The 14,794-nt window shown below is 67.3% G+C and carries 14 protein-coding genes and 1 pseudogene; 11 read left to right on the forward strand and 4 right to left on the reverse strand.

Annotated features, from left to right (window positions below; translation table 11 throughout):
- Nucleotides 1-12 precede the first annotated feature (12 nt).
- From IPK85_06755 to IPK85_06770, 4 genes are all read right to left on the reverse strand, one after another.
- Nucleotides 13-384: a hypothetical protein gene (locus tag IPK85_06755; protein MBK8247081.1), complete on the reverse strand. Its 372-nt coding sequence runs from the start codon at nt 382-384 to the stop codon at nt 13-15.
- The gene (locus IPK85_06760; protein MBK8247082.1) at nt 351-1,058 is read right to left on the reverse strand and encodes a hypothetical protein; all 708 of its coding nucleotides are present in this window, start codon (nt 1,056-1,058) and stop codon (nt 351-353) included. Before IPK85_06760 ends, IPK85_06755 begins: the two co-directional genes overlap by 34 nt.
- A 144-nt stretch (nt 1,059-1,202) precedes the next feature.
- Nucleotides 1,203-1,685: a hypothetical protein gene (locus IPK85_06765; protein MBK8247083.1), complete on the reverse strand. Its 483-nt coding sequence runs from the start codon at nt 1,683-1,685 to the stop codon at nt 1,203-1,205.
- 168 nt (nt 1,686-1,853) lie between these two features.
- Nucleotides 1,854-3,494, reverse strand: a complete 1,641-nt coding sequence (locus IPK85_06770; GenBank protein MBK8247084.1) for a hypothetical protein — start codon at nt 3,492-3,494, stop codon at nt 1,854-1,856.
- 363 nt (nt 3,495-3,857) lie between these two features.
- On the opposite strand from IPK85_06770, the gene IPK85_06775 reads away from it, so the two are divergent.
- The 11 genes and pseudogenes from IPK85_06775 to IPK85_06825 all read left to right on the forward strand — a co-directional run bounded on the left by IPK85_06775 (nt 3,858) and on the right by IPK85_06825 (nt 14,083).
- Nucleotides 3,858-4,709, forward strand: coding sequence for an ATP phosphoribosyltransferase (locus IPK85_06775; GenBank protein ID MBK8247085.1), 852 nt, complete (start codon nt 3,858-3,860; stop codon nt 4,707-4,709).
- Nucleotides 4,706-6,010: a histidinol dehydrogenase gene (hisD, locus tag IPK85_06780; protein ID MBK8247086.1), complete on the forward strand. Its 1,305-nt coding sequence runs from the start codon at nt 4,706-4,708 to the stop codon at nt 6,008-6,010. Before IPK85_06775 ends, hisD begins: the two co-directional genes overlap by 4 nt.
- Nucleotides 6,007-7,059 (forward strand): histidinol-phosphate aminotransferase family protein, encoded by a 1,053-nt coding sequence (locus tag IPK85_06785; GenBank protein ID MBK8247087.1) that lies wholly within the window; start codon nt 6,007-6,009, stop codon nt 7,057-7,059. Before hisD ends, IPK85_06785 begins: the two co-directional genes overlap by 4 nt.
- Nucleotides 7,060-7,061: 2 nt before the next feature.
- Nucleotides 7,062-7,655 (forward strand): imidazole glycerol phosphate synthase subunit HisH, encoded by a 594-nt coding sequence (gene hisH, locus IPK85_06790; protein ID MBK8247088.1) that lies wholly within the window; start codon nt 7,062-7,064, stop codon nt 7,653-7,655.
- A 290-nt stretch (nt 7,656-7,945) separates the two neighbouring features.
- Entirely contained in the window at nt 7,946-8,659 is a 714-nt protein-coding gene (locus IPK85_06795) for a 1-(5-phosphoribosyl)-5-[(5-phosphoribosylamino)methylideneamino] imidazole-4-carboxamide isomerase (protein MBK8247089.1), read from the forward strand.
- Nucleotides 8,656-9,189 carry an imidazoleglycerol-phosphate dehydratase gene (locus tag IPK85_06800; protein MBK8247090.1) on the forward strand — a complete coding sequence of 178 codons (534 nt, stop codon included), beginning with the start codon at nt 8,656-8,658 and terminating at the stop codon, nt 9,187-9,189. The genes IPK85_06795 and IPK85_06800 overlap by 4 nt, the downstream gene beginning before the upstream one ends.
- A gap of 97 nt (nt 9,190-9,286) precedes the next feature.
- On the forward strand, nt 9,287-10,048 hold the full coding sequence (gene hisF / locus IPK85_06805; GenBank protein MBK8247091.1) for an imidazole glycerol phosphate synthase subunit HisF: 762 nt from the start codon (nt 9,287-9,289) through the stop codon (nt 10,046-10,048).
- A gap of 227 nt (nt 10,049-10,275) precedes the next feature.
- Entirely contained in the window at nt 10,276-10,905 is a 630-nt protein-coding gene (locus IPK85_06810; protein ID MBK8247092.1) for a type IV toxin-antitoxin system AbiEi family antitoxin domain-containing protein, read from the forward strand.
- Nucleotides 10,902-11,834, forward strand: a complete 933-nt coding sequence (locus IPK85_06815) for a nucleotidyl transferase AbiEii/AbiGii toxin family protein (protein ID MBK8247093.1) — start codon at nt 10,902-10,904, stop codon at nt 11,832-11,834. Before IPK85_06810 ends, IPK85_06815 begins: the two co-directional genes overlap by 4 nt.
- 91 nt (nt 11,835-11,925) lie before the next feature.
- Nucleotides 11,926-13,137 (forward strand): annotated as a pseudogene (locus IPK85_06820) (IS3 family transposase).
- Nucleotides 13,138-13,309: 172 nt separating this feature from the next.
- Nucleotides 13,310-14,083: a histidinol phosphate phosphatase gene (locus tag IPK85_06825; GenBank protein MBK8247094.1), complete on the forward strand. Its 774-nt coding sequence runs from the start codon at nt 13,310-13,312 to the stop codon at nt 14,081-14,083.
- The last annotated feature ends 711 nt before the right edge of the window (nt 14,084-14,794 follow it).

Genomic DNA, 14,794 nt, shown 5'->3' on the forward strand with positions numbered 1-14,794 from the left:
CGGGGTGCAAAGTTACGTCACCGGCCGGGTATTGGGCAGGCGAGCGGGGACGGCGCCATCCCACAAGACGATTCCCCTGACGCGGGCGCCCACGTCAATCAACTTGACCACCGTCCGTGACAACGCCGACAGTCGCGTCACGCCGCGCACGACGCAGAGGACCACGTCATCCCCCGCGCGCCAGCTTATCGCCTGCGCGGTCGGGCTAACCACCACGGTGGCGTCGTGCCGGCGCGCGGCCCGCACGATCTCCCCCCCGGTGGCGTGCCCTTCGGCTGGGCCAGGGGGCCGCTCCCGCTGGCCCGCGGGGAGGACATACATCGTGCGACCCCGCCCGACCGTGTAGGGGATCAACGACTCCGTCCAGCGCCGTCGGTTCTCCATGACGGCGACCAATCCGGGGAGTTGGCGAGCCCGAGCAGATTGCGGACCGGTTCGGCGCGGAAATCGGTGTCGACCAGAAGCGTGGCGCGCGCGTCGACCGCAAAGGCGGCGGCAAGGTTGGCGCCGACCACGCCGGCCACCAGTGGGTCATCTGCCGCGATGGTCACGACCCCTTCGCGGGGCCACTGCGAGGTCAGGTGCCAGGAGAGGATGCGGATCTCGTCCGCCTCGGGGACCAGCCAGGGCGGGGTCGCGCGATCGGCCGCCCGGCGAGCTGGATGCGTGGGCGCCGCCGCCAACCGGGTGCTGGTCAACACGCGGAGTGCAGTCACCCGCTCCGCCTCGGCCGCGTCGGCCACGCGCGGGTCGCGCATCTCGTCCACAAGGGCGACCAGGGTGGAGACAAACAATGCGATGACGGCCGCCGCCGCGATGAGCACCAGGGGATGCGAGGGCCACTGGTCGCTCGCCACGAACTGCCCACCGCTCACCATGGGGACCAGGCGCGGGATCCCGACAAAGGCCGCGGCGAGGACGAGAAAGGTGAGGGTCCAGAGTCCGACAAAGCGCCGCGGCCGCTGCCGCACGTTGGCCGCGCGTGCGCCAGGCCAGGCGGCGCGGGATGGCACGCGCATCCGCCGCGAGACGCTTGGGAGTCGGGAGGAGGTGGACATGGGGCTCGCCATGAAGACTCCCCGGGTCGCGTTCGCGTTGCAATGTCACCGGGAACACAAACGGGGATGCCGTCGTGGCATCCCCGCGTGCTCCTTCAGGACATCAAGACACTCGGTCCCGGGTCGAGCCCGGGACGCAAGGTGTTACTTGACGATCAACTCCATCTTCATGCCCATCGCGAGGTGCGGCGTGCAGATGATGCCGTACGTGCCGGCCGGGATGTTCCCCATGGAGACCGTCCAGGTCTCGTTGGCGTTCATCATCATCGGCGACGAGAAGTCAGCCGAGTTCGGCATGTTGGCCTGCAGCTGCCCCTTGACCGCTTCCGGGATGGTGGCGGCGTCGAACGCGACGTTGTGTGGGCCGCCGGAAACCATGACGAAGCTGATGCCGTCGCCCGGGGCGACAGTCAACGTGGCGGGCTCAAAGCGATAGCCCTTGTCGTCGCCAACCATGTTGACGGTGTGGGTCGTGCCGGTGATCGGGGCAGCAGTCGCGGTGCCGGTGGCGGCCGCGGGGGTGACTTCCGGCGCCGGCGCCGGGGTGTCGGCTGGCGGAGTCTCACTGCCGCCGCAAGCGGCGAGGAGCGCAGCACCAGCGAAGAGCGCAATTCCGTGGAAACGCATTGTCTGAAGGCCTCCAGAGCCGAACAGAGATCAGGTCGTAGTCCCGCAGGGCCCTGCGGGCATTGTGAATTTATTCACAAGGGTCGACCAAGTGTAGGGGGCGGGACCCGCCGAGGGGGGAGTATCGGCGGGATTGGCTGGTGGGGGAGGGGACGGCAGACGGAGCCCTCACTGCGCGGTGACGCTCACGGTGCGGGCGCTCAGGGCGAGGCCGCGGGCGTTCATCGCGCGAATCCGGTAGGTGTACCGGGTGCCGGCGGTTACCCCTTGGTCGACGAAGGTCCCGGTGTTCTCCAGGACGATGCCGGCGGGGAGGAAAGCGCCGCTTCCGGTCGCACGCTCGATAATGAAGCCCGCCTCGGTGTTGCTCCGGTCGGTCCAGGACAGGACAACCTGACCGGTCGAGACCGTGGCGGTCGGGATTCCGGGATCGGCCGGCGCCGGCGGAAGCGCCGCCGAGTAGACGTTGGTGGCTCCCGTGCTCGGTGATGCGCTCCCGCGGCGCCAGCGCACCATCATCCCGCTCGCGGGGGTCGCGTTGCGGGAGATCGTGATGGTGTCGCCCGAGGCGCAGCTCCCGTAGGTCACTTGTTCCACGACGTCAATTTCGGTTGCGGTAGCGCGTGTGAGTCGGAGTGGTCCACCGCACGAGAGGGTGGGGTATGCCGAACTGCCCACGATCGCCCCGACCGGGCCGTCCACGAGCCCGAGGTCGACGTTGTGCTCCGCTGTGTTGTTGTAGGGGAGGCGTAACCCGCGCCACATGGTGGCGAAGGCTCCGAGCGACGGTCCCGTGGGAGCGGAGGCGCGGGTGAGGGTACCCGTGATGGCGATGGGAAAGGCGACCGCGGTGCCGCGGAAGTCGAGCTGGCCGTTAGGGGTGATGCGCACCGTGTAGTCGCTATCGAAGCAGTTGCCGAAAGTGATCGTCTCGCGCACGCGGAGCGAGTCCGCGCCCAGGCTCCGCAGGGTCCATGTCCCTCCACAGGTCAACGATGGATACGCGACGGTGGCGACCACGCTCCCGATCGGGCCGCCGGCGTAGGTCAACAGCACGTTCCACGTGATGTTGGGACTGGTTTGTACTCCCGTGCCCGTCCAGGTGCCATGGAAGGTGGTGGTGGGGGCGGCGCCGTTGATCACGACGAGGTTGAAGGTGAAGCTCACCGCCGTCACGCCGCTTCCCGAGGCACGCACCGTCACCGGATAGGTCCCCGTTGCCATGGCGGACACCACCGTTAGCGTCAGGGTGTGCGTCTCGATGTTGCCACTGGTGATAGGGCCTGGTGACACCGCGCCGGTGATCCCGGTGGGAAGGGGATCGAGGGTGACGGCGAGTGGGCCGGTGAAGCTGGTGCGTGTCACGACGGCGGTGGTGGTGCCGCTGGTTCCCTGGGCCACAGATAGTGGCGAGGCGACAATCGCCAGCGAGGCCGGCGGCTGGACGAGGACCGCCGTGGTCCCGGTCACTCCTCCCGACGTGGCGCGCACGGTCGTCGTCCCGGGCGCGACCGAGGTCACGGTGGCCGCCACGCCGCTCCCGACCACGGTGGCAATTCCCGGGTTGTCACTGGTCCAGGTGACGGTGGGATTCGCGACGATCCCCGCCGTGGTGACGACCTGCGCGCTAAGCGCGCTCGTGGCGCCGGGGCCGGTGAGGACGACGTTCCCCGGCGATATGGAGACCGAGACAACGGAGGGAGGTGGTGGCGGTGGGGTAACGACCGTGCCGCCGCCGGAGCAGGCGAGGGACACGACGGTGCACAGGGTGGCCAGGGCTGGGAGGCGCATCGAAAGATGGGTTTTCATCAATACTCCATTGCGTGGTCCGCGCGCCGAACGTGTCATCCCACGGTCAGGCGCCGGCGGGCTCTCGAACCCTGAACGTCTCCAGAGCCTCCGCTCTTACGGATGGTGACATCCGGTCCCGTCCCGCTCGCCGCAGCTGAGCCGGTCCTGCGATAACCCGAGGGGCACAGTGGTCAGCCCGCTCAACCCGCGTTGACGGTTCGCGAAGCCGCGGCTACCTTCACGCCGTGACCATGCACAGCCACCACCACCATCATGCCCACGGCCCCTCCGGGTCGCGGTGGTGCGTGCGCGCGTAGTTCACTCGCGCTTCCGCAGTCGCCACGGCCCGTCGCTTGACGGGCCTTTTCTTTTGCTATCCCATTGATACGTATAGCTTTACCCAACAAGGGACGCCTCGCTGAGGAAACACGTGAGTTGCTCTCGGACGCTGGTCTTCCGGTCCGAAGCAACGATCGCGTCCTCACCGCCAAGCTCGGCGACGACTTCCAGGCCCTCTTCGTCCGCGCCCAGGACATCCCGGAATTCGTGGCCGATGGCGCCGCGGACGCGGGGGTCACCGGCTGGGACCTGGTCGCCGAATCCGGTCGCGAACTTGAATCGCTCCTCGACCTCTCCTTCGGCGCCTGTCGGCTGGTGGTCGCGGTTCGCGAGGAATCGACGGTTACTTCCGTATCAGAGCTGGCCGCCGGCACCCGGGTCGCCACCGTTTTTCCGGGGATCACGCGCCGCTTTTTTGCCGAGCGTGGGATCCCGGTCGAACTGGTCCCGATGAGCGGGGCGGTCGAGGTCGCGCCGCACCTCGGGATCGCCGATGTGGTCGTGGACATCACGTCGACCGGCTCGACACTCAAGACCAACGGGCTGCGCGAGGTCGAGACGGTCCTCCGGTCGACCGCCCATGTCGTGGCGCGCGCCGGGCGGTCGGAGCCGTCGCCGCAACTGGACGAGCTGGTCGCCGCGCTGGAATCGGTGCTCCGCGCTCGCGGAAAGCGCTACCTCATGGCCAATGTTCCTCGGCGCGCGCTGGACCAGGTGCGCGAGGTGGTCCCCGGGCTCAACGGCCCCACGGTGATCGACATCATGGACGGCGGGGTGTTCGTGGCCGTCCACGCGGTGGTCCCGGCCGCCGCGATCTACAAGACCATTGCGGCGCTCAAGGCGTTAGGCGCCGAAGGAATCCTCGTGACTCGAATCGAACGGCTGATGCCATGAGCCTGCTCTCCCTGAAGTACCGCGGCCCGGTGACCGACCTGCCGGACGACGACCGCATGACCCTGTTCGACCGCACCCCCACCAACGACGACATCGTGCGCGACACGGTGGCGGCCATCATCGACCTCGTGAAGCGCGAGGGAGACGATGCCCTCCGGTCGCTCGCGCGCGAGTACGACCAGGTGAAGCTGTCGGCGATCGAGGTGCCGAAGGCACTGTGGCAAAAGGCACTGGACGGGGTGGATCCCGTCCTCGTCGAGGCGATGCGCCGCGCCGCGCGCAACATCGAGACGGTGCACCGTACCTCCCCACCGGTCCCGACCCGCGTGGAGCCCGAACCGGGGATCGTCATCGAACGACGCCCGCACCCGTTAGGCAGGATCGGGGTCTACGCCCCGGGGGGGAAGGCGTCCTATCCCAGCTCGGTCCTGATGGGAGCGATCCCGGCTCGTGTGGCCGGCGTGCGCGAGGTGATCGTCTGCTCGCCGCCCGACAAGTCGGGGATGCCGCCAACCGGGATCCTCGCTGCGTGTGCGATTGCGGGAGTCGACCGGGTGTTCGCCGTGGGTGGTGCGGGAGCCGTTGCCGCGATGGCCTTCGGGACGGAGACGATACCGCGCGTCGACGCCATTGTTGGTCCCGGCAACACTTACGTGACAGAAGCGAAGGTGCAGGTCTCGAGCACGGTGGTCATCGATTCCCCGGCGGGGCCGTCGGAGTTGCTCGTCCTCGCGGATGACAGTGCCGACGCCGCGATGGTCGCGCGCGAGTTGATCGCCCAGGCGGAGCACGACGAGATGGCTTGCGCGGTTGCGCTCGTCCTGGGCCACGAGATGGGCGAGAAGGTGGTAGCGTCGCTGCGTGTGCAGGCGGCGGCGACGAAGCGCGCGTCGATCGTGAAGAAGGCCCTCGAAGGACAGGGCGGGGTGATCGTGGCGTCCTCACGCGACCAGATGGCGGCCTTTGCCACCATGTACGCCCCCGAACATCTCCTGGTGGTGATGGAGAACGCCGAGCCGATTGTGGCCGAGGTGCGCGGAGCAGGGACCGTCTTCGTGGGCGGCCGCACGTCGGTGGCCTTCGGCGACTACATGACCGGCGCAAATCACGTGCTCCCCACGGGCGGGGCCGCGCGTGCCTACAGCGGGCTCTCGCTGGACACCTTCTATAGATGGACGACGGTGCAGACCGTGAACGCCGCCGCGGCCGCGTCACTGGCCGAGTCGGTGGGAGTATTCGCCGACGCCGAGGGGCTGGATGCCCACGCGCGCGCGGCCAGGGCGCTGGGGGGAGCGCGATGAGGTTCACCCCGCGGGCCGAGTATCGCGAGCTTCGCGCGTATGACGCGGAGCCCGCGGCGGTTGCGGTGAACCTGGCGGACAACACGCCGGCGCATGGGATGTCGCCCGGGGTGGTGGAGGCGTTGCGTGCGCTTGCTGGCGGCGATGGGCTCGACCTCACGCGGTATCCCACGACGTACTCACGTCCGCTCCGCGAGGCGATTGCCCGGTATGTAGGGGTAGCCCCCGAGGAGATCATGGTCGGGGCGGGGTCGGACGAGGTGTTGAGCTGCACCTTTCGTGCATTGGCCAGCCCGGGACAGCGCCTCGCGTACATGCACCCGACGTTCGTGATGACGCCGGTCTTTGCGCGGACCAACTCGGTGGTGCCCGTTGCTGTGCCACTCACGCCGTCGCACGACGTGGACGCGGACGCCTTGCTCGCGCAGAACGCGGAGCTCACCTATCTGTGCACGCCGAACAACCCCACCGGGGTGCCGATCGCTCGTGAGGTGGTGGAGCGTGTGGTGCGGGAAACGCGCGGCCTGGTGATGGTGGATGAAGCGTATGCAGAGTTCGCTGGCACGAACTGGGCCGGATCAGCTCCCGGCTCGGACGGCCTGCTGGTCTACCGCACCTTCTCCAAGGCGTTCGGCCTCGCGGGGGCGCGCGTGGGTTTTGTGGTCGGTGCTCGGCAGCTCATCGCAGAACTCGAGAAGGCACGTGGTCCGTATACCGTATCGGCGCTGAGCGAACGGTTGGCCCTGGCCGCCCTCGAACGGGACGTCGCATGGATACAGGCGCGCGTTGCCGAGACCGTTGAGATGCGCGACGAGTTTGCCGCACAGCTGCGCGAGGACGGATTCGCTCCCTTGCCGAGTGCGGCGAACTTCGTCCTGGTCCCCGTGCGTGAAGCTGCCGCGGCGCACGTGACGTTGCGCGCCCGCGGGATCCTCGTGAGGGCGTTTGCCGGGCTGCCGGGAATCGGCGACGCGTTGCGGATCACGATCGGGAGTCGTGCGACGATGGCCTCGGTGCGGGAGGGGTTGCAGGCGTGCGCCCGTCCTTGAGGATGCTCGACTACGGCGTCGGGAACCTTCACTCGCTGGTGAAGGGGCTCGTGGCTGCCGGCGCCGATGTGGAGGTCGTGACCGATCCCGTGGAGGCACTGCAGGGCACGGCGATGGTGCTGCCCGGAGTTGGAGCGTTCGAGCCCGCCGCCGAGGTGATCGCTCCCGAACGTTGGGCGATGCAGCGCGCCGTCGCGGACGGGTACCCGGTGCTCGGCATCTGCCTGGGGATGCAGCTCTTGTTCGATGCGAGCGAGGAGGGTCCGGGGTTCGGCATTGGCGCGATCCCCGGCCAGGTGGCGCGCCTTAACGCGCGCTCGGTGCCGCAGATCGGCTGGAATACGGTGGACGGAGCCGGTGAGCCACTGGTGGCCGAGAGCGGGCTGCGCGAGGCGTACTACGCCAACTCATACGTGTGTCGGCCGCTCGACGAGTCCGTGGTCACCGCCTGGACGACGCACGAGGAGGATCGCTTTCCCGCAGTCGTGCGATACCGCAACGTGGTGGGGGCGCAGTTTCATCCGGAGAAGTCGTCAGCAGAGGGACTGCGGTTCCTTGGCCAGTGGGTGAGCTCGCTGCCGGGAGGTGGCGGGTGACGCCAACGGATGCAGCACAGCACGAGCAGCACGAGCAGTACGGGCGGCACGGGTTACACGGCCACCGACGCGCGTGCCCCCCGTGCTGCGCGTGCCTCGTTCTGGCAGCTGTGTCGGCGGAGCGGGGATGAACGCACCAACCGATGCAGCACGAGCAGCACGAGAGGTCAGGGCAGCACGGGTTCTCACAGCGTGCTCCCCGTGCTCCCCGTGCTCCCCGTGCTGCGCGTGCCGCCCGTACTGCTCGTACCGCGCAGTGGCAGTTGCAGTCCACTCCTCTTCCGCCACCAATGATCGCCATTCCAGCCATTGACCTACGCGGCGGCGCCTGCGTCCAGCTCGTGGGCGGCGACGCGGCAGCTGAACGCATTCGCTTGCCCGATCCCGTGCACGTCGCGCGCGAGTGGCAACAGCTCGGCTTCGCCCGCCTGCATGTCGTCGACCTCGACGCTGCCATGGGAAAGGGGAACAACGAGCGGCAGGTGCGAGCGCTGCTCGACGAGGACACCGCCGACGTCCAGGTCGGCGGCGGGCTGCGCACCAACGAGGCCGTGGAGGACATCCTCGAGGCCGGCGCGCGGTACGCCATTGTTGGCACTCGCGCATTGGAAGATCTCGACTGGCTTGCCGAGATCACGAACTTGTATCCCGGGGAGATCATCCTCGCCGCCGATGTCCGCGAGCGAAAGATCGTGACCCGTGGCTGGCAGCACACCCTGCCGCGCGACATCCTCGACCTTGTCGGCGAGATAAATAGCCTCCCATTGGCGGCCCTGCTCGTAACCGCGGTCCACAAGGAAGGGCAGATGCTGGGCGTCGACCTCCCGCTGATGGAGGATGTGGTCGAGGAGGCCGACTTTCAGGTGTATGCCGCTGGCGGCGTCGGGAGCATCGGGGACCTGTGGGCGCTGCGCGATCGTGGCGTCCATGGGGCAGTCATCGGGATGGCCCTGTACACCCAGGCGATTGATCCGCGCACGGTCGCGGAGGAGTTTGCGGAATGAGCATCGAACGCAAGACACGCGAGACGCAGGTGCGTGTGGCCCTGTCACGCACCAACTCCACGGTGCAGGTCGATACGACGGAACCCTTCCTCACGCACATGCTGGAGACCTGGGCCCGATACGCCGGCCTGGGGCTGGAGCTGCACGCACGCGGCGACCTTCGCCACCATCTCATCGAGGACGTCGCCATCACACTCGGCGCCGCCGTTCGTGAGCTGTTGCCGCCAACCGCGGCGCGGTACGGACATCGCGTGATTCCGATGGACGACGCGCTCGTGCAGGTGTCCGCCGACTTCGGCGGGCGGGTGTTCTATGAAGGCCCACTGCCGAGCGGGATGTACGACCACTGGATGCGTTCGTTCGCCGAGCATGCGCAGTGCACGCTGCATGTGGTCGTGCAGCGCGGGAGCGACCGGCATCATGTGGTCGAGGCTGCATTCAAGGCGCTCGGACTTGCGTTGCGTGATGCACTGGTTGAGACGGGGAGCGTCTTCTCCACGAAGGGAAGCGTAACGTGGACCCGCGAATGATCACGTATTGCGCGTGCCCCTCGTACCGCTCGGGCTGCCCGTGCCGCTCGTGCTTCGCTGTTGCCGTTGATCTTGGTCTTGGAGGCTGGGCCTCGCTTTGCTGACTCGCCGCCTGATCGCCTGCCTCGACGTCAAGGATGCCCGCGTCGTGAAGGGCACGAAGTTCGTCGGTCTCCGCGACGTCGGCGATCCCGTTGAGCTGGCCACGCGTTACGAGCGCGAGGGGGCGGACGAGATCGTCTTTCTCGATATCACCGCTGCGGTCGAGGCGCGTGGAACGTTGCTCGACCTCGTGCAGCGTACGGCCGAGCACCTGTTCATCCCGCTGACTGTCGGTGGCGGAGTCCGCACGGTGCAGGACGTGGGTGATGTCCTTCGTGCGGGGGCCGACAAGGTGAGCGTGAACACGGCTGCCGTGCAGCGCCCTGGCCTCATCACGGAATGCGCCGATCGGTTTGGTGCGCAGTGTGTCGTGGCGAGCATCGATGCGAAGCGTGAGGGTGACTCGTGGCGCGTCGTGGTGAAGGGCGGCCGTGAGGCCACCGACCTCGACGCGACTGCCTGGGCAGCTCGCTGCGCCGAGTTGGGGGCGGGGGAGATCATGCTCACCAGCATTGACCAGGATGGGGCGCGCACCGGGTACGACCTCGCGTTGACCCGCGCGGTGCGCGCCGCGGTCTCGATCCCGGTGATTGCCTCGGGCGGAGCGGGGAGCGCTGAGCACGTGTGTGCGGCGCTGGAGGACGGTGTCGCGGATGCGGCGCTGGTCGCCGGCATCCTGCATGACGAGGTGACGACGGTCCGTGCGCTCAAGGATGCGATGATGGCCCGCGGGATCCCCACACGGAGAGTGGCGTGAGGTGACCACTCCGCGGGTACCCCGCGGCAGTCCCTCAGGGAGTCTGATCCCCGATGCCAGCCATCGGCGCCCGAACGAATTGTCGGGGGTTGTGCACAAGTCCCGACAGCTCGGCTCTGGTCGGATCGGCCTGAAGATGACGCAAAATGTCGGCACAGAGGTGATCTGTGCCTGCATTTTGGGTTGACAACGGCCACCTTTCCAACCAAAATGTCGGCATGGTAGCCATGCGTGCCGACAAATCGGGTGGCAGAGCAGGGTCTGAAGGCCACGGTAAGCTGCTTCGCGAAGGAGGGCTCGGAGCCTTCTTCAGCCCCAGCCAGGCGGAGGATGCGGGGCTAAGCCGTGAGCGGCTGCGGACCCTCGTTCGCCACGGCTCTGTGGAGCATGTGGGGCGGGGCCTGTACCGGGTCTCAGAGTCCGAGCCTACCGAGCACTACTCGCTCGCCATGGCCTGCGCGCGGGTCCCTGATGGTATCGTCTGCCTCCTCTCGGCGCTTCGCGTGCACGGCATCGGGACCCAGGCACCTGCCGAGGTTTGGCTCGCCATCCCGCATAAGGCGCGGGTACCGCGAGTCCCGGGGCTGCGCGTGCGTTACGTGCGTTTCAGTGGGCCCGCCTGGTCACTCGACGTGCACGACACGACCTTCGAAGGCGTGCCCGCGCGCATTACGTCGCCCGCGCGTACGGTGGTGGACTGCTTCCGCTTTGAGCGGCTCGTGGGTGCAGAGGCGGCCATGGAGGCACTGCAGGACGCGCTGCGCCAGCGCAAGGTGACCATCGCCGAGCTCTCGCGCATCGAGGAGGTCCTTCCATCGCGGCGGCTCGCCGCGGCGCTCGACGTGCGATCGATATGACGGCGGACGTCGCAGCGTCGGTGAGGGCGCGGCTGTTGAACCAGGCCAAAGCGCGCCGCGAAGAGTTCGAGCGCACGCTCTCACGGTTTGCTGGCGAACGATTCCTGTTCCGTCTCGGTGCATCCGACGCACGAGAGAGATGCATCCTGAAGGGCGCCAGCTTGCTCGCCGTGTGGATGCCGGATCCGTACCGGGCGACCCGCGACATCGACGTACTCGCGACAGGTTCGACGGACGATGAGGCGATCCGGCGCTTGCTGTCCGAGATCTGCGCTGTGGACTGCGTCGAAGACGGTGTTCGCTTCGATCTATCCGAACTGGTTGTCGACGCGATTCGAGCAGAGGACGAATTCGTCGGCCGGCGCGCCCGCTTTCACGCTTACCTTGGTCAGGCGCGTATCGCCATGCAGGTGGACTTCGGCGTAGGTGACGCCTTGGCGGTTGAGCCGCAGCACATAGTCTACCCAACCAACCTCACCGCACTGCCCGCTCCACGTGTACGCGCCTATCCCCGCGAACAGGCTGTGGCAGAGAAGTTTGAAGCGATGGTTGTGCTCGGCACCCGAAACAGCCGAATGAAGGACTTCCACGATGTGTGGGCGCTCTTCGGCGCGTTCGATTTCGATGGTGCCTTGCTCCGTCGGTCGGTAGCAGCCTGCTTCGAGCGGCGGAAGACTCCGTGGGATGCGGAAATCCCAGCCGCCCTTACGCCGGCATTCTACGAGCACCCCCAGCCGGCAACGCGGTGGAAACACTACCTTGCTGCAGGTGCCGTGATCACTCCACCACCGAGGGAGTTTGCAGAGCTCGGTGAGCGGGTGCGTCAGTTCCTCGTCCCGGTGTACGGGCAGCTGGGCGTGGGCGGAGTCTTGACCCAGCGCTGGAAGAAGGGAGGACCGTGGACTGCACCGAGTACAACCGCGGAATGAGGCGACCATATTCCAGCCACGGGTCCGCTGTCCTGCCTCAGTTGAAATGTGACTCCCCGACCGCTCCATTCTATGGAGCCAGGAGGAGTCCATGAGCAAAGGGAAACGCCGCCAGTTCACGGCCGATGACAAGGCCACCATCCTGCGACGGCACTTGGCCTACAAGGTCCCGGTGTCGGACCTCTGCGACGAGTACCGCATTCAGCCGAGCCTGTTCTACCTGTGGCAGCGTCAGCTGATGGAGCACCTGAGCGCGGCGCTCGAGGATCGCCGGACCCGCCGCGTGGAGACGACCGACGTCGCGACCCGGCAGCGGACCATTGACCGGCTCGAAGCGCAGTTGCAGAAGAAGGACGCCACTATCGCCTTCGTGTCGGAGGAGCATCTCGCCTTGAAAAAAGCTTGGGGAGAGCTGAAAGCGCGATGGGTGCCTCCCGATTTGCGCGACGAGGTGGTGGACTTCGTGCAGGGCTTCTGCCGCCGCACGGAGCGTTCCACGGCGTGGGTACTGCGGCAGCTGGCGATTCCGCCGGCGCAGTTGTACCGCTGGGCCCAGCGCTACGGCACGGTCCATCGGCCCCACGGCACGATCCCCCGGGACCACTGGCTCACCGCGGGGGAGCGCGCGGCGATCCTGACGTTCTTCGACGCGCACCCGCTCGAGGGCTATCGCCGGCTGTCCTTCATGATGCTCGACGCCCAGGTGGTGGCCGCCAGTCCGGCTACGGTCTACCGAATGCTCAAGCAGGCGGGGCGCCTGGATCGGTTTCAGGGCAAGCCCTCGACCAAGGGCACGGGCTTCGTGCAGCCGCTGCACGCGCACGACCACTGGCATGTCGACGTGACGTACGTGAATCTCGCGGGGACGTTCTACTATCTCTGCGCGGTGCTCGATGGCTACACCCGGTTCCTGGTGCACTGGGAGCTGCGGCCGCAGATGACGGCGGCCGATGTGGAGATCATCGTGCAGCGGGGCCGCGAGCGGTATCCGGCCGCCCGTCCCCGGATCATCTCGGACAATGGGCCGCAGTTCATCGCCCGAGACTTCAAAGAGTTTGTGCGGCTGTCGGGGATGACGCACGTGCGGACCTCGCCGTACTATCCCCAATCGAACGGCAAACTGGAACGCTGGAACCAGACCCTCAAGGTGACCACGATCCGCCCGAAGGCTCCGGCGACGCTCGCCGAAGCCCAGCGCGTGATCGCCGACTTCGTGACGCACTACAACCACGTCCGCCTGCACAGCGCCCTTGGCTACGTCACGCCGGCCGACACGCTGGCGGGACGGGAGCAGGCCATTTGGGATGCCCGCGACCGCACGTTCGAAGCGGCGCGGGAGCAACGTCGCCTCGCCCGCCGCACCGTCGCACCCGCACCCGCCGTACTCCATTAACTGATCACCCCCGAGTCACATTTCCGCTGAACCAAGACACCGCTGCGAAAGCAGCAGGGTGCGGGCCTAAACGGAGCGTGGCATGAACGTGACGCAATCCACCTTGCTGGCCGCCGTTGCCGATGCCGCGCGCGTGGCCTGTCGTGTCGCGATGAAGTACTACCGCACCGGCGTCGTCGCCGACGCGAAGGGCGACGGGAGTCCGGTGACGATCGCCGATCGCGAGGCCGAGCAGGCCGTGCGCGCCTGGATCGCGCAGCAGTTCCCCGGCGACGAAGTCTTAGGCGAGGAGTTTGGGCTCACCGCGGGTCGTGGCCGGCGCTGGTTCATCGATCCTATCGACGGGACCAAGACCTTCGTGCGTGGGGTGCCGTTGTGGGGGGCGATGGTCGCTGTGGCCGAGGGCGACACTGTGCTGGCCGGATCGATCTACTGTCCCGCAGTGGACGAGATGGTGGCCGCGGCCGTTGGGGAGGGATGTTGGTTCAACAACACCCGCTGTTTCGTCTCGACCGTCGATTCCATTGAAGCGGCGACGATCCTCACGACCGACGACACTTTCTCCTACAACCCCGAGCGCGCGCCCCGGTGGGCGGCGTTGGCCAAACGCGCGAGGGTGGCGCGCACCTGGGGGGATTGCTATGGCTACGTGCTGGTGGCGACCGGGCGGGCTGAGGTGATGGTGGATGATCGGTTGAGTCCGTGGGATGCGGCGTCGTTGATCCCGATCATCACCGAGGCCGGGGGTGTGTACACCGACTGGCTTGGCGGGACGGCAGTGGATGGGGGGGATGGGATCGCAACCAACCGACTCCTTGGCGAGGCGACAAGGCGTGCGCTCGTCAGGTCCGACTAGCCCATGTCAGGATCACCGCGACGTAGTTAGCGGGGGGTGGGTGTTCGGAGTCCCGCGAACCACGCCCGGCTAGCCGACCTGTAGCTGGGTTCGCGGATTGGGCAGCCGGGGCGTAGCTTGAGCGGGATTTCGCGGACCGAGCGACGAACTCCCCGCAAGTCCAATGCTAGTTCGGCGGACTAAGTTGGAGCCCACGCAGGTGAGACATGACGGTCATCTCGGTTGATCTCGCGTACAAGCGCCAGGCAGACATTGGCATCGTGGCGATTACGCGCAGCGCGCGAGGACTCGACTGCCGATTCGTGTCCCCGCCTGTCCTTCCGGACCCTCCCCAACCGAATCACCTCGCTCAATGGCTGACACACCTAGCGGCGGAGGCCGGGGCGTCTACGCTAATGCTCGACGGCCCGCAGGGGTGGAAAGACCCTGCCAATGGGCTCGTACACTCTCGAGTCTGTGAACGGGCACTGAACGCTCCAGCGAAGACTGGGCTGCGCGGCACCTCAAAGCCTGCGAACTACCTCCCGTTCATATCGTTCTCCATCGCCGTCTTCGACGCTCTGGATGCCTCCGGCTGGAAGCGTCTCGCATCCTTCCCCGCGACCAAGCCGTCCGCATCCCAGCCAGTCGCTGTGGAGTCGCTGCCCTTGTCGGCGTGGCGCTCGCTTGGAATTCCCATACTTCCCGCGAAAGCGCGCGCCCGCGCGCACC

This window comes from Gemmatimonadota bacterium, assembly GCA_016712265.1.
Lineage (GTDB): Bacteria > Gemmatimonadota > Gemmatimonadetes > Gemmatimonadales > Gemmatimonadaceae > RBC101.